This is a genomic window from Sphingomonas sp. SphC10, from assembly GCF_057004845.1.
In genome coordinates this window covers 420,598-440,226 of sequence record NZ_CM168044.1, presented here as the reverse complement: position 1 = coordinate 440,226, position 19,629 = coordinate 420,598, and the positions used below count along the sequence as shown (strand labels likewise).

16 protein-coding genes are annotated in these 19,629 nt (G+C 67.0%); 11 read left to right on the top strand and 5 right to left on the bottom strand.

All coding sequences use genetic code 11. The features are described from left to right. The first annotated feature begins 178 nt into the window (after positions 1-178). The 3 genes from paoA to paoC are packed head-to-tail and all read left to right on the top strand — an operon-like array spanning position 179 to position 3,947. On the top strand, positions 179-793 hold the full coding sequence (gene paoA / locus ACWKSV_RS02000) for an aldehyde dehydrogenase iron-sulfur subunit PaoA (RefSeq protein WP_237243568.1): 615 nt from the start codon (positions 179-181) through the stop codon (positions 791-793). Next, positions 790-1,740, top strand: a complete 951-nt coding sequence (locus ACWKSV_RS01995; protein ID WP_076715645.1) for an FAD binding domain-containing protein — start codon at positions 790-792, stop codon at positions 1,738-1,740. The genes paoA and ACWKSV_RS01995 overlap by 4 nt, the downstream gene beginning before the upstream one ends. Then, positions 1,737-3,947 (top strand): aldehyde oxidoreductase molybdenum-binding subunit PaoC, encoded by a 2,211-nt coding sequence (paoC, locus tag ACWKSV_RS01990; protein ID WP_076715644.1) that lies wholly within the window; start codon positions 1,737-1,739, stop codon positions 3,945-3,947. The genes ACWKSV_RS01995 and paoC overlap by 4 nt, the downstream gene beginning before the upstream one ends. Positions 3,948-4,173: 226 nt before the next feature. Here paoC and ACWKSV_RS01985 read toward each other — a convergent pair whose 3' ends face one another. The 3 genes from ACWKSV_RS01985 to ACWKSV_RS01975 are packed head-to-tail and all read right to left on the bottom strand — an operon-like array spanning position 4,174 to position 6,382. Then, positions 4,174-5,724 (bottom strand): tryptophan halogenase family protein, encoded by a 1,551-nt coding sequence (locus ACWKSV_RS01985; protein ID WP_237243566.1) that lies wholly within the window; start codon positions 5,722-5,724, stop codon positions 4,174-4,176. Next, positions 5,694-6,149 carry a PIN domain-containing protein gene (locus ACWKSV_RS01980; protein ID WP_076715641.1) on the bottom strand — a complete coding sequence of 152 codons (456 nt, stop codon included), beginning with the start codon at positions 6,147-6,149 and terminating at the stop codon, positions 5,694-5,696. Before ACWKSV_RS01980 ends, ACWKSV_RS01985 begins: the two co-directional genes overlap by 31 nt. Beyond that, positions 6,149-6,382, bottom strand: a complete 234-nt coding sequence (locus ACWKSV_RS01975; RefSeq protein ID WP_056439612.1) for a type II toxin-antitoxin system Phd/YefM family antitoxin — start codon at positions 6,380-6,382, stop codon at positions 6,149-6,151. Before ACWKSV_RS01975 ends, ACWKSV_RS01980 begins: the two co-directional genes overlap by 1 nt. A gap of 179 nt (positions 6,383-6,561) precedes the next feature. On the opposite strand from ACWKSV_RS01975, the gene ACWKSV_RS01970 reads away from it, so the two are divergent. Next, positions 6,562-7,923, top strand: coding sequence for a cation:proton antiporter (locus ACWKSV_RS01970; RefSeq protein ID WP_076715639.1), 1,362 nt, complete (start codon positions 6,562-6,564; stop codon positions 7,921-7,923). Positions 7,924-8,042: 119 nt separating this feature from the next. On the opposite strand, the gene ACWKSV_RS01965 is transcribed toward ACWKSV_RS01970, so the two are convergent. After that, positions 8,043-8,720 (bottom strand): Npun_F0296 family exosortase-dependent surface protein, encoded by a 678-nt coding sequence (locus ACWKSV_RS01965; RefSeq protein WP_172839644.1) that lies wholly within the window; start codon positions 8,718-8,720, stop codon positions 8,043-8,045. Positions 8,721-9,031: 311 nt separating this feature from the next. On the opposite strand from ACWKSV_RS01965, the gene ACWKSV_RS01960 reads away from it, so the two are divergent. From ACWKSV_RS01960 to ACWKSV_RS01930, 7 genes are all read left to right on the top strand, one after another. Next, positions 9,032-9,667 carry a tetratricopeptide repeat protein gene (locus ACWKSV_RS01960; protein ID WP_076715636.1) on the top strand — a complete coding sequence of 212 codons (636 nt, stop codon included), beginning with the start codon at positions 9,032-9,034 and terminating at the stop codon, positions 9,665-9,667. A 322-nt stretch (positions 9,668-9,989) separates the two neighbouring features. Next, positions 9,990-12,512, top strand: coding sequence for a glycoside hydrolase family 9 protein (locus ACWKSV_RS01955; protein ID WP_076715635.1), 2,523 nt, complete (start codon positions 9,990-9,992; stop codon positions 12,510-12,512). A gap of 105 nt (positions 12,513-12,617) precedes the next feature. Continuing rightward, positions 12,618-13,070, top strand: coding sequence for a MarR family winged helix-turn-helix transcriptional regulator (locus ACWKSV_RS01950; protein WP_056439627.1), 453 nt, complete (start codon positions 12,618-12,620; stop codon positions 13,068-13,070). Next, on the top strand, positions 13,067-14,470 hold the full coding sequence (locus ACWKSV_RS01945; protein WP_076715633.1) for an efflux transporter outer membrane subunit: 1,404 nt from the start codon (positions 13,067-13,069) through the stop codon (positions 14,468-14,470). The genes ACWKSV_RS01950 and ACWKSV_RS01945 overlap by 4 nt, the downstream gene beginning before the upstream one ends. Further along, complete coding sequence (locus ACWKSV_RS01940) at positions 14,467-15,651, top strand: HlyD family secretion protein (RefSeq protein WP_076715632.1); 1,185 nt, start codon at positions 14,467-14,469, stop codon at positions 15,649-15,651. The genes ACWKSV_RS01945 and ACWKSV_RS01940 overlap by 4 nt, the downstream gene beginning before the upstream one ends. Next, a complete protein-coding gene (locus ACWKSV_RS01935; RefSeq protein WP_076715630.1) occupies positions 15,651-17,210 on the top strand; it encodes a DHA2 family efflux MFS transporter permease subunit in 1,560 nt (519 codons plus the stop codon). The genes ACWKSV_RS01940 and ACWKSV_RS01935 overlap by 1 nt, the downstream gene beginning before the upstream one ends. Before the next feature lie 160 nt (positions 17,211-17,370). Then, on the top strand, positions 17,371-18,171 hold the full coding sequence (locus ACWKSV_RS01930; RefSeq protein ID WP_076715629.1) for a ThuA domain-containing protein: 801 nt from the start codon (positions 17,371-17,373) through the stop codon (positions 18,169-18,171). On the opposite strand, the gene ACWKSV_RS01925 is transcribed toward ACWKSV_RS01930, so the two are convergent. Next, complete coding sequence (locus ACWKSV_RS01925) at positions 18,172-19,620, bottom strand: L-serine ammonia-lyase (protein ID WP_237243565.1); 1,449 nt, start codon at positions 19,618-19,620, stop codon at positions 18,172-18,174. Between the last annotated feature and the right edge of the window lie 9 nt (positions 19,621-19,629).

Sequence of the window (19,629 nt, the reverse complement as noted above, 5' to 3'; positions counted from 1 at the left end):
GAGCGCGGCAATTTCTATCCCATGATAATTTCGCGGGCCACAAAAACCGCTTACGTGCGTTATGAACAAAATGTCAGCCAGCGGTGTATGCGCCAGCGGTTGGATAAGGATCTGGACAGGGTGCAAGGGAGCCGGGACATTGGCGGACAGCAGTGAATTTACCGTGTCGCGACGCGGCATGATCGTCGGAGGCGCGGCCACCGCGATGGCCGCCTCCGCCCCGGCCGAGGCGCAGACCCAGAGGAGCACCATGCCTGCCGATCCCCCCGCCATGCCCGTGACGCTGAAGGTCAACGGCAAGCCGCGCACCCTGTCCCTCGATCCGCGTACGACGCTGCTCGACAGCTTGCGCGAACATCTGCACCTGACCGGCACCAAGAAGGGTTGCGACCATGGCCAGTGCGGCGCGTGCACCGTGCTGGTCAATGGAGAGCGGATCAACAGCTGCCTTTCCCTGGCGCTCCAGCATGACGGCGACAGCATCACCACCATTGAGGGACTCGGCACGCCCGAAAAGCTGCATCCGATGCAGGCCGCGTTCGTGCGCCATGACGGATATCAGTGCGGATACTGCACGCCCGGCCAGATCTGCTCGGCGGTGGCGGTGCTCGACGAGATCAAGCGCGGCGTCCCCAGCCATGTCCAGGCCGACCTGACCGCCAGGCCCCAGGCGTCCGGCATGGAGATGCGCGAGCGGATGAGCGGCAATATCTGCCGCTGCGGCGCCTATTCCAACATTGCCGACGCGATGGCGGACGTCGCGGGAGTCGCAAATAAGGAGATGGGGGCATGAAGCCCTTCACCTATGAACGCGCAAAGGATGCGGTCGCGGCGGCGCGTGCGGCGACCAAGCCGGGTGCCAAGTTCCTCGCGGGTGGCACCAACCTGCTCGACCTGATGAAGATCGAGGTCGAGACGCCGACCCATCTGATCGACGTGCAGGACCTGAAGCTCGACCGGATCGAGAAGACGAAGGACGGCGGCCTGCGCATCGGCGCGTTCGTCACCAACACCGCGCTGGCCGCCGACGAACGCGTGCGGCGCGATTACGGCGTCCTGTCCCGCGCGATCGTCGCGGGGGCGAGCGGACAGCTGCGCAACAAGGCGACGACGGCGGGCAATCTGCTCCAGCGGACGCGCTGCCCCTATTTCTACGACACCAACATGGCGTGCAACAAACGCAAGCCCGGCAGCGGGTGCAGCGCCATCGGCGGCTATTCGCGCCAATTGGCGATCGTCGGCACCAGCAGCGACTGCATCGCCACCAACCCCAGCGACATGAACGTCGCGATGCGGGTGCTGGACGCGGTGGTCGAGACGGTGAATCCGGAGGGCCGGACCCGCGCGATCCCCATGGCCGATTTCCACCGCCTGCCCGGCAATACGCCGCATATCGAAACCGCGCTGCAGCCCGGCGAACTGATCACCGCCGTCACCCTGCCCCGCCCGGTCGGCGGCACCCATATCTATGAGAAGGTGCGCGATCGCGCCTCCTATGCCTTCGCGCTCGTATCGGTCGCGGCGATCGTCCAGAAGGACGGCTCGGGCCGGGTCGCGGTCGGCGGCGTTGCGCACAAGCCCTGGCGGGTCGAAGCGGCGGAAGCCGCGATGCCGCAGGGGGCCAAGGCGGTGACGGCAAGCCTGCTCGCCGATGCCCGCCCGACCAAGGATAACGAATATAAGGTGCCGCTCGTCGAACGGACGCTGGCGGCCGCCATCAGCCAGGTGAGGACCGCATGAAATTCACCGAGCCAGCCAGCGCCAATCCCATCGACCGCATGACCGTGGTCGGTCGCCCGCACGACCGGATCGACGGCCCGCGCAAGACCACCGGCACCGCAGCCTATGCCTATGAACGCCATGCAGAGGCACCCAACGCCGCCTATGGCTGGATCATTGGCGCGGCCATCGCCAAGGGGCGCATCCGTTCGATGAACCTCGACGATGCACGCGGCGCGCCGGGCGTGCTGGGCATCGTCACCGCCGCCGAGGCAGGCAAGCTGAACAAGGGCAATTTCAACACGGCCAAGCTGCTCGGCGGGCCGGAGATCGACCATTATCACCAGGCCGTCGCCATCGTCGTCGCCGAAAGCTTCGAACAGGCGCGTGCCGCCGCCGGGCTGGTGCGGATCGACTATGATCGCGCCAAGGGCCAATATGACCTGGACGAAGCGCTGAAGACCGCGCCGTTGACCGGCGGCGAAGAGGGCAAACCCGGCAAGGAAGACCGGACCGGATCGTTCGAAAGCGCCTTCGGTGCCGCGCCGGTGAAGCTCGATGCCGAATACACCACCCCCGACCACAGCCATGCGATGATGGAGCCCTTCGCCTCGCTGGCGATCTGGGAGGGGGACCAGCTGACGGTCTGGACGTCGAACCAGATGATCGCCTGGGGGCGCGGCGACCTCGCCAAGACGCTGGGCATGCCCAAGGAGAAGGTGCGGCTGATCTCGCCTTATGTCGGTGGCGGTTTCGGCGGAAAGCTGTTCCTGCGCGCCGATGCCGTCATGGCGGCGCTGGGTGCGAAGGCGGTCGGGCGACCGGTCAAGGTGGCGATGCAGCGGCCGCTGATGGCCAACAACGCTACCCATCGTCCCGCCACGACGCAGCGCATCCGCATCGGCGCGACCAAGGACGGCGCGATCCAGGCGATCGCGCATGAAAGCGGATCGGGCGACCAGCCCGGCGGCGGCCCCGAGACGGCGGTCAACCAGACCAAGCTGCTCTATGCCGGGCCCAACCGCCTTACCGCGATGCGTCTGGCCGTGCTGAACCTGCCCGAGGGCAATGCGATGCGCGCACCGGGCGAAGCGCCCGGCATGATGGCGCTGGAAATCGCGATGGACGAGATGGCCGAAAAGCTGGGCATGGACCCGGTCGCCTTCCGCGTGAAGAACGACACCCAGGTCGATCCCGAAAAGCCCGATCGCCGCTTCTCGCAGCGCCAGCTCGTCCGCTGCCTGGAGGAGGGCGCACAGCGTTTCGGCTGGTCGCAGCGCAACGCCAGGCCCGCCCAGGTTCGCGACGGACGCTGGCTGGTCGGCATGGGCGTCGCCGCCGCCTTCCGCAATCACATGAACATGAAGTCGGGCGCGCGGGTCACGCTGAACAAGGACGGCCGGGTCGTCGTCGAGACCGACATGACCGATATCGGCACCGGCAGCTATACGATTATCGCCCAGACCGCCGCCGAGATGATGGGCGTGCCGATGGACGCGGTCGATGTCCGGCTGGGCGACAGCGACTATCCGGTGTCGGCCGGGTCGGGCGGCCAGTTCGGCGCGGCCAACGCCACGGCGGGCGTCTATGCCGCCTGCGTCAAGCTGCGCGAGGCGGTGGCCCAGCGGCTGGGGTTCAACTCGGCCGATCTGAGCTTCGCTGATGGTCAGGTGATGGGCGGCAATCGATCGGTCGCGTTGCGCGACGCCGTCGCCTCCGGCCCGCTGACTGCCGAGGACCGGATCGAGTTCGGCGATCTGGACAAGACCTGGCAGCTGTCGACCTTCGGCGCGCATTTCGTCGAAGTCGGGGTCGATGCCTATACCGGCGTGACGCGGCTTCGTCGGATGCTCGCGGTCTGCGCGGCCGGACGAATCCTGAACCCCAAGGCGGCACGCAGCCAGATGATCGGTGCAATGACGATGGGTGTCGGATCGGCGCTGATGGAGGAACTGGCGGTCGACAAGCGCTTCGGCTTCTTCGTCAACCACGATCTGGCGGGCTATGAAGTGCCCGTCCATGCCGACATCCCGCATCAGGAGGTCATCTTCCTGGAAGAGGCGGACGACAAGGCCAACCCGATGAAGGCCAAGGGCGTCGGCGAACTGGGCTTGTGCGGCGTCGGCGCGGCGGTGGCGAATGCGGTCTACAACGCGACCGGCGTGCGGATCAGGGACTATCCACTGACGCTGGAAAAGCACCTGGACCGCCTGCCCGCGATCGCTTGAGGCGAGCTCCGATCCTTCTCCCCTGGACAGGCGAGAAGGAAGGAAAGGGTCAGCGAGTACCCACCCGCATAGAGTCCGATGACCTGAATAAACCCACCCCTCCCGTTTAGGGGAGGGGCCGGGGGTGGGGCGCTTCCGCGAGCACGCCGCCTGTGGCGAGGCCCCACCCCAACCCCTCCCCTAAACGGGAGGGGCTCGCCTTGGTTCAATGTAACGTCATCCTGCGCTAACCCCGCATCGCCGCGACCAACTCACCATGAGTCGGCAGATCCGCCACCGCGCGGTCGCCGAACATCTGGAGCTTGCGGAACAGCCGGTCCGCCTCGCCGGACGCGCAGGTCTTCCTCATCTCGCCATCGGCAAAGCCCATGCCGTAGAGGATATACTGATAGTTGAAATGGGCGAAGCTCTCGACATCCAGCGTAAAGTCAAACCGCCCCGGCGGCCGGTAACGCCATTGCTCCAGCAGGTCCCGTAGCCGGTCGGAGATCGTCCCGGCAGCGCCATTGTCACGCCAGAACGGCTCGTCCCGGCTGCTCAGGCAATAGTGCAGCTTGAGAAAGTCGACGATCGTCCGATACCGTGCGGTCATCAGCGTATTGAAGCGCGCGGCGGGTGCCGCGATCGGCCCGCGATGCGGGAACAGCTCGGCCAGCATGGCGACGGCCGCCTCGATCAGGACGATGCCGGTCGACTCCAGCGGCTCCAGAAAGCCCCCGGCCAGTCCGATCGCGACGCAATTGCCGATCCAGGGCCGCTGGCGATACCCCGGCTCGAAGGTCAGCAAACGCGGCTCCAGCCTGTCGGGATCTTGTCCCAGATAGGCGGCGAGCGTCGCCAGCGCGGCCTCGTCATCCATATGCGCGTCGGAATAGACCGTCCCGATCCCCCGCCCCTCGGCCAGCCCGATATCCCAGGTCCAACCTGCCCGATGCGCGGTGGCGATGGTCATGGTCGGCAGGGCATGGCCGCGCTCCGCGTCATAGGGCAGGCGACAGGCGAGTGCGCGATTGGTGAACAGCTGGTCGCGCACTGGCAGCAAAGGCTCCCCCAGCGCGCCGGAGATGAGTTCGGCCCGCTGTCCGGTGCAGTCGACATAGAGGTCGGCGGTCAGCGTGTCCTGACGGTCGGTGACGACATGCGCGATCAGCCCGTCCGCGCCCACCTGCGCGCCGGTCAGCCTGCCCTCCAGATGCCGCACGCCCAGGCCCATGGCATGGTCGGCCAGCAGCGCGACCAGCCGCTGCGCATCGAAGTGATAGGCATAGCTGAGCGGCCCGTCGAACGCCGCTTCCCCCGCCTGTTTTGGTCCCCGCCCCGCAGCGGCGACGCGATGCTGGATCGTCACCGCCTCGGCAAAGGGCGCACGGGTCGCCGGGTCCTGCGCCAGCCAGTGCGCGACGAGGTCGACGCCATCCGCCTGGAAGGGCGGCTCGAATGGATGGACATAGCGGTGGCGCCTGCCCCCGTCCGGGGCGTGCCGCCAGTCGTCGAAGCGGATGCCCTGCTTGAAGGTCGCACCCGCCGCGCGGATGAAATGCGCCTCGTCGATCCCCAGGAAGCGCAGGGTCGAGCGCATCGTCGGGAACGCCCCCTCGCCCACCCCGATCGCGCCGATCGCCGGGTCCTCCAGCAAGGTGATGCGGGTCGCAGGCCCCAGAAAGCGGGCGAGATAGGCCGCGGTCAACCAGCCCGCTGTGCCGCCGCCGACGATCAGGATCGACCTGGCCTGCCCCTCCACCACGCTCATATCCTCACGAACAGGTTGCGGAACCATTGCGAACCGCCCTTCGTCGCCTGCCGCCAGTCTTCGCCCATATCGTCAGGTACGAAACCCCAGGGGCAGAACAGCTTGGGCCGCCCGACCTTATAGGCCGCGACATGCCGCGTGACGAGCGTCAAGCCATGGACCAGCGCCGTCGCGACCAGCAGCGCGTCGCGCGTCTGCGCATAGCCCAGTGCCGACGACCGCCGCACCACCGCGACATCGACCGCCAGGATGCGCCCCTCGAACGCGGGCAGGACCTGCTCGGTGATCCAGTCGTCGGCGTCTTTGTTTCCTTGAAGGTCGAGCAAGGTCACCGCCGATAGGAACAATTCGTGACGCGGCACACCCGATGCCCAGTCGACCAGCCCCGGATCGGCCTGTCCCCGCCGCGCACCGCGCAGTTCGGCCACGACGCCGGCATCAAGCAGATACATCAGCGCGTCCGGTTCCAGTCGCGCGGCGGCGGCGCCTCGCCGGGCATCGCATCGGGTTGCGCGAGCAGGTCGACGATCGTCTCGGTCTGGCGCGCCAATTGCCGGAAGGCCTCGACGCCGAGCAGGACGTGGGTGGGGCGTCCGCGATCGGTGATGAACACCGGCTCGATTCGGGCCAAGCGCTTGGCGCGGCTGACATCCTGGTTGAACTCGCGGCTGGTCAGCGTCTTCATCCGCCCCTCGAATATGTAGGTACGTACCTACCTTGTAGCGGCAAGAACACAGTTTGCCAGTGGCCGGGCACAATCGCTTCCCCTCCAGCGAAATCCCGTTGCAACGCCCCGCGACTTGGCGTCGCTATCGCCTGGGCCGGACCGCGCAAGGCCGGACGCGAGGGGGGATGCGAAGACCGATGAACGACGCGATCGACAGTTTCTGGAAGACCTTTGGCGGCATCTTGTCACCGCATGGCCCGGCCAGCTCCGGGGCCGCCGCCACCTATGTGCCCGGCGACTATAGCATCCATTTCTTCCTGCAATTGGCGGTGATCCTGTTCGCCTGTCGCGTCGTCAGCTGGGCCGGACAGCGGTTCCTGGGCCAGCCGCCGGTGGTGGGCGAGATGATCGCCGGGGTCGTGCTCGGCCCCTCGCTGCTCGGCCTGTTCTTTCCCGACCTGCAGGCGGCGATCTTTCCCAGGGAAACCCGCAACGTCCTTTATGCGGGCGCGCAGCTCGGCGTGGCGCTGTACATGTTCCTGGTCGGGCTGACGCTCCGCCTCGATCATTTCCAGTCCAAGGCGCGCAGTGCCATGGCGGTATCGGCCTCGGGCGTGATCGCGCCGTTCCTGATCGCGGTGGCGATCACTCCCCTGCTGCTCAAGGTGCCCGGCCTGTTCACCGCCGGGATCAGCCAGGCCAATGCCACGCTGTTCCTGGGCGCCTGTATCGCGCTGACCGCCTTTCCGATGCTGGCGCGGATCATCAACGAACGGGGGCTGGCGGACAGCCCGCTCGGCACCTTGTCGCTGGCGGCGGGCGCGTTCGACGACGCCGCGTCCTGGTGCGTACTGGCGATCGTGCTGGCGACCTTCGGCGGCGGCAGCGGGGTGGCGATCCTCGCGATCGGCGGGGCCTTTGTCTATGTCGGATTCCTGATCCTGTTCGGCCGCCGTCTGCTGGCGCCGCTGGGCCGGGCGGTCGAGGCGCGGGGCGAGATGAGCACGACCGTGCTGGCGATCACGCTGATGGCCTTCTGCCTGTCCGCCTTCATCATGGACGCGATCGGCGTGCATGGCATTTTCGGCGGCTTCATCCTGGGCGTCTTCATGCCGCGCGGCCTGTTCGTCACCGAGTTGAAGAAGAAGGTCGAGCCGCTGGCCGTCGTCCTGCTGCTGCCAATGTTCTTCACCTATTCGGGGCTGAACACGCGGATGGACATGGTCAACTCGCTGCCGCTGCTGCTGATCGCACTCGGCATCCTGGCCGCGTCGATCGCCGCCAAGTTCGGTGCCTGCTATCTGGCGGCGCGCGCCTGTGGCGAGGACAATCGCACGGCGATGGGGATCGGCGCGCTGATGAACTCGCGCGGGCTGATGGAACTGATCATCATCAATATCGGGCTGCAAAAGGGGATTATCGGCCCCACCCTGTTCTCGATGCTGGTGCTGATGGCGATCGTGACCACGATGATGGCCAGCCCGCTGTTCGAATATGTCTATGGTCGCAAAGCGCGCGTGCTGGGCGAGATGGAAACGCTGAACGGCGCCGCCGCCTGACCCGGCGGGGCCGGCCTTTCACCGTCTTTTGTAGCGGATACAAAAAAGGGCGGCCCTGGGGCCGCCCTTTTCGTTTCCCCGGTCGATCCTGTCGGACCGACCAGCCGGAATGCCTGGGATCAGGCGGCCTTCTTGCGGCGGCGACGCGATGCGGCGATCAGGCCGCCGATCCCTGCGCCGAACAGGGTCAGCGTGGCGGGCTCGGGGACCGAGGTCGGCTTGCCGCCGAAGAAGGTGACATTGTCCAGTTCGAACGCGGTATCACCCGAAGAGAAGCGCAGGCCCGCGATCCGCTCACCCGTCAGGCTGTCGAGCGTATAGGTGACGTAGCGGTTCAGGCTCGGATCGTTGTAATAGGTGCCCGGCACGTCGGCGGTCGGCGAAATGACGTCGAGGCCCGTGATCGTCTTCAGGACGTTACCGGCGGCGCCGAGCACTTCCAGCGTGTTGAACGAGTCGATCGAACCCCAATAGAGACCGAAGCCGTCATAGCTATTGTCCTTGGTGCGCAACTCGGCCGTCTTGCCGCCATTGACCATCAGATACTGGGTCGTGTCGCCCATCGGCCGGCTATAGCCATTGGCCGACCCGGTCGTCAGGACGGCGGTGCCCGACAGCGAGAAGCCCGACGAATAGGTGGTGTTGCCGTTCGTGCCGTCGAAGTCGATCAGGACCGAGGGATTGGTCGGCACGACATTGCCCGGCGTCGAGGATAGCGTGCCCGCATGGGCGGCCGTCGCGATCAGCGCGCCAGCCATGACACCCGCCATCGCCATCATCTTCGTCACAGCCGCCATCATCAAACTCCCTGTTACGCCGCGCACCCGATCATGTGTCGGAACGGGTGATCCCGTCTCGGTCGCACATTCACGATCGGGCGATATTCCCGTTGCATTTCGGGCGACTCATCTGCCCTGTCCCCCACACTCTATCGATATCGACGCCGATGTCGCGTCCGGTAAACTCCAAGGTGATCCCGTTCTGGGGCAGCGGCTTGATGCGACATGTTTCAGGATAAGACGGGTTCCGCGCGGTCCGTGCGCGCTTTACGCTGTGTCAGGACACACCGGGCGATAAGGTTCGGCGACATAATCAGCAGGGATGAATCGTGAAACGCCGCAAGCTCCTCGTCATCGCAGGCATCCTGCTCGTCCTGGTCGTCCTGGCCTTTATCGCCAGTGCCCTGCTGCGGCGTCCGGCGGAGAAGGCCGCCCAGGCCCCGGTCTTTGTCGAGCGGCCCATAGCCGCCCCCGATCCCGCCACCGCGCAGGCCGCCGCCACTAAGGCGCCGGGTAGCGCCGCCGCGCAGAAGGAACTGGGCGACGCGCTGCTCGCCAAGCGCCGGTTCGACGAGGCCGCGACCGCCTATCGTGCGTCGCTGGCGATCGATCCCAACCAGGCGAACGCCTGGTCGGCGCTGGGTGAGACGGTCATGCAGACCACGAAGGCGCAGGGCATCGAACTGCCCGCCGAGGCGCAGAACGCCTTCCGCAAGGCCATCGCGATCGACCCGCGCGATGCGCGCGCACGCTTCTATTTCGCGATGGAAAAGGATCTGAAGGGCCAGCATGACGAGGCGATCGGCGAGTGGCTCCAGCTGCTGCGCGAAGTGCCTGCCGGTTCCGATGCCGACGAGTCGATCCGCTCGGCGCTCGCCGCCTCGATCAAGCGCAATATCCAGCTGATCAAGCAGGCCGCCGACGAAGCGGGCCGGGTCCAACCGCGCTATACATCGCAGAAGTAACGCTCCTTCTGCCACTTTCGGGACGGCGCGGACGGCGAGAGCGGTCCGCGCCGTTTCCATATTCGCATCAATTATGTGAGCGGTACACAAGCAACGCAAATTGCACCCCCGACCGCTTGCCAACCCCATCCGCCCTTCAAAAGTTGATCCAGAACAAAGCGCCATTTTTTCGTTGTTTAATCGAAAAAGCTGGCACAGATTGCGTCCGAGGCGAAAGCGGAAACCGCGTCGCCCCGCGTTTTGGACAAGGCGTCGGATCCATATGGTTCGCCGCCCTGCCCATGATCAAAAATGATAGCGCTATCTATATCGAGGAGGGGTTATGCTGAAACACATGGGTGTCGCCTTGCTGGCATCGGCAAGCATCATGGCGTCCTGCGCCGTGCAGGCACAGGCACAGGCACAGGTCACGACGCAAGGCACGGCACCGGCGCTGTCCGTCACCCCGGCCGAGACGCTGGAGCGGCAGGGCCTGACCGTGATGGTCGACCAGAACCAGTTCAGCCCCATCTTCTTCGACGAGAAGAATGCCGGGATCCAGATCGTCCTGCACGGCGATCGGATCGCCACCGATGGCGCGATACGCCTCAACCCCACGCCCGAGCAATGGGACCCCGTCCCCGCCTTTGTCAGCCGGGCGCGCGGGACCGAGCCCAACCAAATCGTCGTCCGCTCGGCCTATAAGGACCAGAATCTCGCCTATCGGGTGAAGGTGACGGCGGAAGGCGACGGGTTTCGCATCGCCGTCGACCTTGATCAGCCGCTGCCCGCCGCGCTGGCGGGCAAGGCCGGTTTCAACCTCGATTTCTTGCCGACCAGCTATTTCGGCAAGACCTATCTGATGGATACCGCGCCGGGCCTGTTCCCACGCCATCCCACCGGCCCGATGGCCAAGGACGGATCGGGCGATCCGACGCCTTTGGCCTCGGGGGGCAAGTCGATTACCCTGTCGCCCGAAGACCCGCTGACTCGCGTAACGATCACGTCGGATGCGGGCGGGCTGGCGCTTTATGACGCGCGCAACCGGGCGCAGAATGGCTGGTTCGTCGTCCGCTCGCTGATCGCGGCGGGGGCGAAGGAGAATGCCGTGGTCTGGCATGTCCGTCCCAATGTCGTGAAGGACTGGGTGCGCCCGCCGGTCGTCTCGTTCAACCAAGCGGGTTATACGCCCGGCCGCGCCAAGGTCGCGCTGATCGAAACAGATCCGCACGGGACCGCGCCGGGCGAGGCGGAACTGGTCCGACTGGCCGCAGACGGCACGCGCCAGTCGGTGTTGCGTGCCGCCGTGACCCCGCGCGGGCGCTGGATGCGGTATAATTACGCCGCCTTCGACTTCTCCCAGGTGCGCGAGCCCGGCATCTATGCCATCGCCTATGGCGGTCAGGTGACGAACCCGTTCCGTATCGCCGCCGACGCCTATGACCGCATCTGGCAGACCTCGCTCGACACCTTCATCGCCGAGCAGATGGATCATGTCGGCATTCGCGAACAATACCGCGTCTGGTCCGCCCCCTCGCATCTCGACGATGCCCGCCAGGCACCGCCCAACCATGTCCATTTCGACGGCTATAAGATGGGCCCCAACCTCGACTCGCCGTTCAAGCCGGGCGAGCATATCCCCGGCCTGAATGTCGGCGGCTTTCAGGATGCGGGCGATTACGACATCCAGACACCGCAGAATGCGCAGGTGGTCCGCGACCTGGCCTGGGGACGCGAGCTTTACGGCCTCGACTGGGACGAAACGAGCGTGGACGAGGCCGCCCGCGCGGTGGAGATCCGCAAGCCCGACGGCAAGCAGGACTCGGTGCAGCAGATCCGCCACGGCGTCCTGCAACTGCTCGCCCAGTACAAGGTGTTCGGCCATGCCATCGTCGGCATCATCGATCCGGTGCAGCGCCAATATGCCCATCTGGGCGATGCAGGGTCGCAGACCGACAATCTGACCTATGACGCGTCACTCGGCATCAGCGACCGCAAGGGCGGATCGTCGGGCGCGCAGGACGATCGCTGGGCCTTCACCACCGATCTGCCCGCCAACAATCTGGCGGTCGCGGGCGCCCTCGCCGCCGCGTCCCGCGCGCTGGCGGACAGCGATCCGACGATGGCTGCCGAGGCCTGGGACGCGGCCAAGGTCCTGTGGGGACGCTATCAAAAGGGGCCGATCAAGTCGGGCGACGGGCGCGACGATTCCGGCACGCCATGGTCGGCGGACGGCGCCAATGTCGGCGCGACCGTCGAGATGCTGATCACCAGCAAGGGCGAGCGTGTCTATGCCGATCGCCTGCGCGCGCTGATGCCCGTCATCACCAAGAACTTCGCCTGGGTCCGCGCCTCGGCGGTACGTGCCCTTCCATTCATGGATGCGAAGTACCGCGCCGCCTTGGTCCCGCTGGTCCGCCAGACCAAGGTCAAGATGGATGAAGAGGCCGCCAAGAACCCCTTCGGCGTACCGATCAGCGAGGGCGGCTGGGCCGGATCGCATCAGGTCGTCGAGTTCGGCTCGACCGCCTTCCTGATGCACAAGGCGTTCCCGGAGATCATCGGCACCGACTATACGCTGAACGCCATCGACTATGTGCTGGGGCGGCATCCGGCGAACAACCTGTCGCTCGTCTCGACGGTGGGCACCGCGTCCAAGCTGATCGGCTATGGCCACAACCGCGCCGATTACGGCTTCATCCCCGGCGGTCTGGTGCCGGGCGTACTGATCGTGAAGCCCGACTTCCCCGAATTGAAGACCGAATGGCCGTTCCTGTGGTTCGAGAACGAATACACGGTCGCGACCACCTCGGCCTATATCCTGGCCGCCAATGCCGCGATCGAGGCGACGAAGGAAACGCGCTGAATGCCTTATGGGGCGGGCCGCCCGGCCCGCCCCGAACTTCATGAATTTCATGTCATCTTCGCAACGAGAATTGACTGCCCAGGCAATCATTGCCATGGCAGCAATATGACATCCGATACGCCTGATCCCTTCGATCCCGAACGCTCGGTGGGGTATCTCACGAAGCGTGTGTACCAGCTTGCCCGGATTGGTCTGGAGCCGGTCTTCGCCGATGAAGAAGTCACCCATGTCCAGTGGAGCGCGTTGATGGCGCTGCACCATGGCGTGGGCGGCACGGCGGCGGAGCTGGCCCGCCATCTCTGCCACGACACCGGCGCGACGACGCGGATCGTCGACACGCTCGAAGAGCGCGGCCTGATCGAACGCTGCCGCTGCACCGAGGATCGCCGTGTCGTTCGCCTGTCGCTGACCGAGGCGGGGCGCGAAGTCACCGCCCGTTGCAAGGTGAAGGTCATCGGGCAGTGGAACGAATGGCTGGCCGACTGGTCGCCCGAAGAGGTCGAGCGCTTCGTCGGCGACCTGCTGCGCCTGCGCAACAAGCTGGAGACGGTGGCATGAAGCGGTTCGCCTTTCTGACCGGGTTGCTGCTGGCGGGCTGCTCGGTGCCGCAGACGCATCCCGCCATCACGGCCACCTCGCCCGAGACACTGGGATTGGGCGATGCACAGGCCCCGTTGGTCGCCGCCGACTGGTGGCGGGGCTTGGGTGATGCGCAGCTCGACCGGATCGTCGGCGACGCGCTGAGCGGCAATCCCTCGCTCGACATCGCGCTGGCCCGGTTGCGGCAGGCGGAGTCGGTGCTGGCCACCCGCCGCGCCGATGACGGACCCTCGGTGACGCTCGACGCGCAGGAGCAATATAACCGGCTGTCCGGCCGCTACATCATCCCGCCCCCTTATGCGGGGACGACCCAGTGGCTGGGTCAGGCGCAGGCCAATCTGAACTGGACGATCGACCTGTTCGGGCGACAGGCCGCCGCGATCGACGCCGCCCGCGCCTCCACCCGTGCCGCCGCGCTCGACGTGACGGCCGCGCGGCTGGCGCTGGCCGGGTCGGTCGCGCAGACCTATGTCGAACTGGCCCGGGCCGAGCGGCAGGCCGCGATCGCGCGCCAGACGATCGCGACCCGCACCCGCTCGCTGGGGCTGATCCAGACGCGCATCCGGCACCAGCTGGCCAGCCAGATCGACGCATCCGGCGCGCAGACCCTTCTCGCCCAGGCACGGGTGGCACTGGCCCGCGCCGAGACGCAGGCCGCGCTGTCGCGCAACGCCCTGGCGGCGCTGGCGGGACGCGGGCTGGACTATCCCGCGACCATCGCGCCGACGAAGCTCGCCTTCGATGCGGCGCTGCCCATCCCCGCCACCGTGCCCGCCGACCTGCTCTCCCGCCGCCCCGACATCGCCGCCGCGCTCGCCCGGATCGATGCCGCGAGCAAGGGACAGGAGGTCGCGCGCAAGGCGTTCCTGCCCAATATTAACCTGACCGCGCTGGCCGGTTTCCAGGCGGTCGGCCTGGGCAATTTGTTTACCGCCGATGCGGCGACGGCGGCGGCGGGCCCGGCGATCCATCTGCCGATCTTCGACAGCGGACGGCTGCGCGCCGGGTTGGCGGGCGCGACCGCCGCGCTCGACCTGGCGACCGCCGACTATAACAACCGCGTCGTCGGCGCGGTGCGCGAGGCGGCCGATGCCGTCACGCGCAGCCGCACCGTCGCCACCGAGCGCGCGCGCCAGGCCGAGGTGACGCGCGGCCTGTCCGAAACCCGCCGCCTGAACGCGATCCGCGTGTCGAGCGGGCTCCAATCGCAACTGGGCCTGATCGATCCCGACATCCGCCAGCTGGAGTCGGATCAGGCCGACGCCAATCTCGCCGCCGACGCCGTCCAGGCGCGCATCGCGCTGGCCGTCGCCCTTGGGGGCGGCTTCTCCTCTTCTTCGCAGGGTATCACGCAATGAGCGACGCCGAAGCCGCCACCCCCTCCCCCGCCGCTCCGACGACCCAGGCGCCGACCGGCGGCAAGCCCAAGGCGCGCCGCCTGGGCCTGACCATCCTGATCGTCGTGGTGATGATCGCCGCCATCGTCTGGGCGGTATTCCACTTCCTGCTCGCCAAGCCCGAGGAAGAAACCGACGACGCCTATGTCGCGGGTGACGTGGTGGCGATCACCGCGCGCGATCCGGGGCAAGTGCTGGCCATCCATGCCGACAATACCCAGACGGTAAAGGCGGGCCAGCCGCTGATCGATCTCGATCCCGCGACGGCCGATGTCGGCCTCGCCTCCGCCGCCGCCGAACTGGCCCGCGCGGTGCGCGCGACCCGCGCCGACTTCACCAAGGTGAACCAGAGCGGCGCCGCCATCGTCCAGGCCCAGGCCGAGCTGACCCGCGCCCGCGCCGACTATGCGCGTCGCCAGGGCGCCGCCGCCGAGGGCGCGGTGTCGGGCGAGGAACTGTCCCATGCCGCCGACGCGGTGAAGGTCGCCAATGCGAACCTCGCCCTCGCCCGCGCCCAGGCGGCACAGGCGCGGACTGCCGTGCAGGGCACCGATGTCGGCACCAACCCCGCCGTGATGGCCGCCATCGCCGCCTATCGCCGCGCCGCCATCATGCGTGGCCATATGCACGTCGTCGCGCCAATCAGCGGCGTCGTCGCCCAGCGTACGGTGCAGGTCGGCCAGCAGGTCGCGGCGGGTACGCCTTTGATGGCCGTGGTGCCGCTCGACCGGCTGTGGGTCGACGCCAATTTCCGCGAAACCCAGCTCAAAGACCTGCGCATCGGCCAGCCCGCGACGATCACCGCCGATATTTACGGCGGCAAGACCGTCTATCACGGCAAGGTCATCGGCCTGGGCGCGGGCAGCGGCAACGCCTTCGCGCTGCTGCCGCCGCAGAATGCCAGCGGCAACTGGATCAAAATCGTCCAGCGCGTGCCGGTGCGCATTGGCCTGAACGCCAATGAGTTGCGCCAGAACCCCTTGCGGGTCGGCCTGTCGGCGACGGTCACGGTCGATACCGCCGACCAGCGCGGACCCCGCATCGGTTCGGCCGCGACCCAGGTCGACAGCACCAGCGGCACCGATGGCAAGGACCCGGCGATCGAGGCGCGCATCGCACAGATCATCGCGGCCAATCGCTGATGGCCGGGGCCTCCGCTCAAGGTGGCGCGGGGGCATCCCCGGCGCCGCTGAAAGGCCCGGCGCTGGCGCTCGTCGCCTTTGCGCTGGCGCTGGGCACCTTCATGCAGGTGCTCGACTCGACCATCGCCAACGTCTCGCTTCCCACCATCGCGGGCAATCTGGGCGTCAGTTCGGACAACTCGACCTGGGTCGTCACCGCCTTTGCCGTCGCGAACGGCGTGGCGGTGCCGCTGACCGGCTGGCTGATGGGCAAGTGCGGGGTGGTGCGGACCTTCTGCGTCTCGGTGTTCCTGTTCACCATCGCGTCGTTCCTGTGCGGCATCGCATGGAACCTGTCCTCGCTGATCGGCTTCCGCATCCTTCAGGGCGCGGTGTCGGGGCCGATGATTCCGGGCAGCCAGGCGCTGCTGATCTCGATCTTCCCGCCGCAGAAGCGGTCCACCGCGCTTGGCATCTGGTCGATGACCACGCTGGTCGCGCCGATCATGGGGCCGATCCTGGGCGGATACATCTCCGACAATTACCACTGGAGCTGGATCTTCCTCATCAACGTCCCCGTAGGCTTGTTCTGTGCGGGCGTGTGCTGGCGCGGGCTGTCGAGCCGCGAAACCCCAACCCGCAACCTACCGATCGACAAGGTCGGGCTGATCATGCTGGTCGTCTGGGTCGGTGCGCTTCAGATGATGCTGGACCTGGGCAAGAATGACGACTGGTTCAACTCGACCCGGATCGTCGTGATGACGGTGATCGCGATCGTCGGCTTTATCGCCTGGCTGATCTGGGAGCTGACCGACGCCAATCCGGCGGTCGACCTGTCGCTGTTCAAGGGCCGCAACTTCAGCATCGGGACGCTGGCCTTTTGCCTGGGTTATGCGGTGTTCTTCGCCAACACCCTGCTGCTGCCGCTCTGGCTCCAGACGCAGCTGGGCTATACCGCGACCTGGGCGGGCCTGGTTGCCGCGCCCAGCGGGGCGGTGGCGGTGGTGCTGACCCCCATCGTCGCGCGGCTGTCGGGCAAGGTCGATGCGCGGATCATGGCGACCATCGCCTTTGCCGCCTTCGGTCTCTCCTATTGGATGCGCTCGGGCCTGAATACGCAGGCGGGTTTCGGCGACTTCGTGCTGCCGCTGATGGTGCAGGGCATTGCGATGAGCACCTTCTTCCTCGCCATGCTGACCATCGCGCTGGACGGCGCGCCGCAGGCGCGCATCCCCTCGGCGACCGGCATCTCCAACTTTGCGCGCATCACGGCGGGCAGCTTCGCCGCCTCGCTGACCACGACCATGTGGGACCGGCGTGAGGCGATGCACCAGGCACATCTGTCCGAAGCGATCGGTCAGAACCCGGTGTGGCAGATGGCGAAGAACGGCCTGAACCATCTGGGCCTGACCGACGTCCAGGCCGCCGCCGCCGTCACGCGGCAAATGGTCGGACAGGCCTATCTGCTGGCGTCGACAGACATCTTCTATGTGTCGGCGTGGCTGTGCATCGTGCTGGCGGGGCTGACCTGGTTCACCCGGCGACCCAAGCCGCATGACGGCCCGATCGCGGCGGATTGATAACGATCGTCCCCGGTCCGGGGAGGTGGCAGGCCGTCAGGCCTGACGGAGGGGGGCTTCCTCAAGGGACGACCTTCGCGGCGATCCCCCTCCACCAGCTTCGCTGGTCCCCCTCCCCGTGCCGGGGAGGATTTGCTACGCTCCCCCAAAAGGGAGACGGATGATGCTGAAAACGCTGATGATGATGGCGCTGGTCGCCGTGACGCAGGCGCCGTCCGACCCGCATCTGCCGCCCAAGGTCGTCGACACCGTCGCCCCCACCCTGCCCGCCGGGCTTAGCCACGGCGTGCTGATCGTCTCCAAGACCAATGGCTGGCGGCATTTCGAGCATATCCCGCATTCCAACGCGGTCCTCGCCGACATCGCCAAAGCGCTGCACCGCCCCAGCTTCACCACCGAAAATGCCGCCGTCTTTAACGACGACCAACTGTCCCGTTTCTCCGTGGTGGTCCTGAACAGCGCCAGCGGCGACTTCCTGACGCCCGAGCAGCAGGCCGCCTTTGCCCGTTTCGTCGCACGCGGCGGGGGCGTGGTCGCGCTCCACGCGGCGGGCGACAACAGCCACAAGGCGCCCTGGTATGTCGACACGATCATCGGCACGACCTTCACCGGCCATCCGAACGGCGACGACCATATCCAGCCCGCGCGCGTCGACATCGTGCAGCCCCGCCATCCGATCATGGCGGGCATACGGACGCCGTGGATCCCGCGCGACGAATGGTACAGTTTCGACAGCAACCCCGCGACGCGCGGCATGACCATCCTGGCGCAGGTGGACGAGAGCAGCTACCGCCCCGGCGATACGCTGCGCATGGGTGCGGCGCATCCCGTCATGTGGGTCAACCCACGCAGCAAGGGCCGGGTCTTCTATTCCGCGCTCGGGCATGAGCCGGAGCTTTACGACGACCCCGATTACCGCCGCATCCTCACCAACGCGATACTCTGGGCGGCAGCGCAGTAATCAGCATTCCACGACGTTGACCGCGAGGCCACCGAGGCTGGTTTCCTTATATTGCGACTTCATGTCCTCGCCGGTCTGGCGCATCGTCTCGATCACCTGGTCCAGGCTGACGATGTGCTTGCCATCGCCGTGCAGCGCCAGATAGGCGGCGTTGATCGCCTTGATCGCGCCCATGGTGTTGCGCTCGATGCACGGGATCTGGACCAGCCCGCCGATCGGGTCGCAGGTCAGCCCCAGATTATGCTCCATGCCGATCTCGGCGGCATTCTCGACCTGCGCCGGCGAGCCGCCCAAGGCCGCCGCCAGCCCCGCCGCCGCCATCGAGCAGGCGACGCCGACCTCGCCCTGGCACCCCATCTCGGCAGCAGAGATGGACGCCCGCTTCTTGTAGAGCATTCCCACCGCCGCCGCCGTCAGCAACAGCGTGCGCACCCCGTCGCGCGTCGCGCCGTGGACGAAGGTCTCGTAATAACGCAGCACCGCCGGGATGACGCCCGCTGCGCCATTGGTCGGCGCGGTCACGACCCGACCGCCCGCTGCATTCTCTTCGTTCACCGCCAGCGCCCAGAGGCTGACCCATTCGAACACCAGGCTGGGATCGGTGCGCGGTCCCCGGTCTAGCAGCTTCTGCCGGATCGCCTGTGCCCGCCGCTGGACCTTCAACCCGCCCGGCAGGATACCGGAGGCGGCGCAGCCCCGCTCGATCGAGGCGCACATGGCGTCGCGCACCCGGTCCAGGAACGCGTCGGTATCGGCGTCCTCGCGCCATGCGGCCTCGTTGGCGCGGACGATCTGGGCGATGGACAGGCCGGTCTCGTCGGTCCGCTCGAGCAGTTCGGCTCCCGACGCGAAGGGATGCGCCAGCCGCCGGTTGGTCCGCATCGGCTCGGCCCCCTCCATCCGGATCGCGCCGCCGCCGATCGAATAGAAGCGGCGGACGACGGAGCTGCCATCGGGCAGGAAGGCGGTGAAGACCATGCCATTGGGATGCGCGGGCAGGAAGCCGGGCCGGAACAGCAGGTCCTGTTCGGGATCGAAGGGCAATGGGTGGCGTCCGTCGAGCATCAGCTGCCGCGTCTCGTGAATTCTCACGAGCAAGCTATCGATGGCATCGGGATCGACACGTTCGGGCGTCTCGCCCGCCAGGCCCAGCAGCACCGCCCGGTCGCTATGGTGCCCGCGTCCGGTCAGCGAGAGCGATCCGAACAGCTCGGCTTGCATCCGGTCGGGGATCAGGCCGGTGTCGAGCATCTCGACCGCGAATGCCTTGGCCGCGCGCATCGGGCCGACCGTGTGCGAGCTGGAGGGGCCGATGCCGATCGTGAACAGCTCGGTCACGCTGACCGCAGCGATACTGTCCTCGCTGCGCGGCGTACCCACGGGAATGGCGGAGAGCGTCAAGATCGTTCCAATTGTTACGGCTTTTGCCTCGTCTAGCGCACTCGCCATGCACTGACC

Bases quoted from the DNA above. Each gene is read 5' to 3' on its own strand.
- ACWKSV_RS01975 (WP_056439612.1), bottom strand. From the start codon at position 6,382: ATGAAGACGCTGACCAGCCGCGAGTTCAACCAGGATGTCAGCCGCGCC.
- ACWKSV_RS01945 (WP_076715633.1), top strand. From the start codon at position 13,067: ATGAAGCGGTTCGCCTTTCTGACCGGGTTGCTGCTGGCGGGCTGCTCG.
- paoA (WP_237243568.1), top strand. From the start codon at position 179: ATGATCGTCGGAGGCGCGGCCACCGCGATGGCCGCCTCCGCCCCGGCC.
- ACWKSV_RS01930 (WP_076715629.1), top strand. From the start codon at position 17,371: ATGATGCTGAAAACGCTGATGATGATGGCGCTGGTCGCCGTGACGCAG.
- ACWKSV_RS01955 (WP_076715635.1), top strand. From the start codon at position 9,990: ATGCTGAAACACATGGGTGTCGCCTTGCTGGCATCGGCAAGCATCATG.
- ACWKSV_RS01925 (WP_237243565.1), bottom strand. From the start codon at position 19,620: ATGGCGAGTGCGCTAGACGAGGCAAAAGCCGTAACAATTGGAACGATC.
- ACWKSV_RS01935 (WP_076715630.1), top strand. From the start codon at position 15,651: ATGGCCGGGGCCTCCGCTCAAGGTGGCGCGGGGGCATCCCCGGCGCCG.
- ACWKSV_RS01950 (WP_056439627.1), top strand. From the start codon at position 12,618: ATGACATCCGATACGCCTGATCCCTTCGATCCCGAACGCTCGGTGGGG.
- ACWKSV_RS01940 (WP_076715632.1), top strand. From the start codon at position 14,467: ATGAGCGACGCCGAAGCCGCCACCCCCTCCCCCGCCGCTCCGACGACC.
- ACWKSV_RS01985 (WP_237243566.1), bottom strand. From the start codon at position 5,724: ATGGTTCCGCAACCTGTTCGTGAGGATATGAGCGTGGTGGAGGGGCAG.
- ACWKSV_RS01965 (WP_172839644.1), bottom strand. From the start codon at position 8,720: ATGGCGGCTGTGACGAAGATGATGGCGATGGCGGGTGTCATGGCTGGC.
- ACWKSV_RS01970 (WP_076715639.1), top strand. From the start codon at position 6,562: ATGAACGACGCGATCGACAGTTTCTGGAAGACCTTTGGCGGCATCTTG.
- ACWKSV_RS01995 (WP_076715645.1), top strand. From the start codon at position 790: ATGAAGCCCTTCACCTATGAACGCGCAAAGGATGCGGTCGCGGCGGCG.
- ACWKSV_RS01980 (WP_076715641.1), bottom strand. From the start codon at position 6,149: ATGTATCTGCTTGATGCCGGCGTCGTGGCCGAACTGCGCGGTGCGCGG.
- paoC (WP_076715644.1), top strand. From the start codon at position 1,737: ATGAAATTCACCGAGCCAGCCAGCGCCAATCCCATCGACCGCATGACC.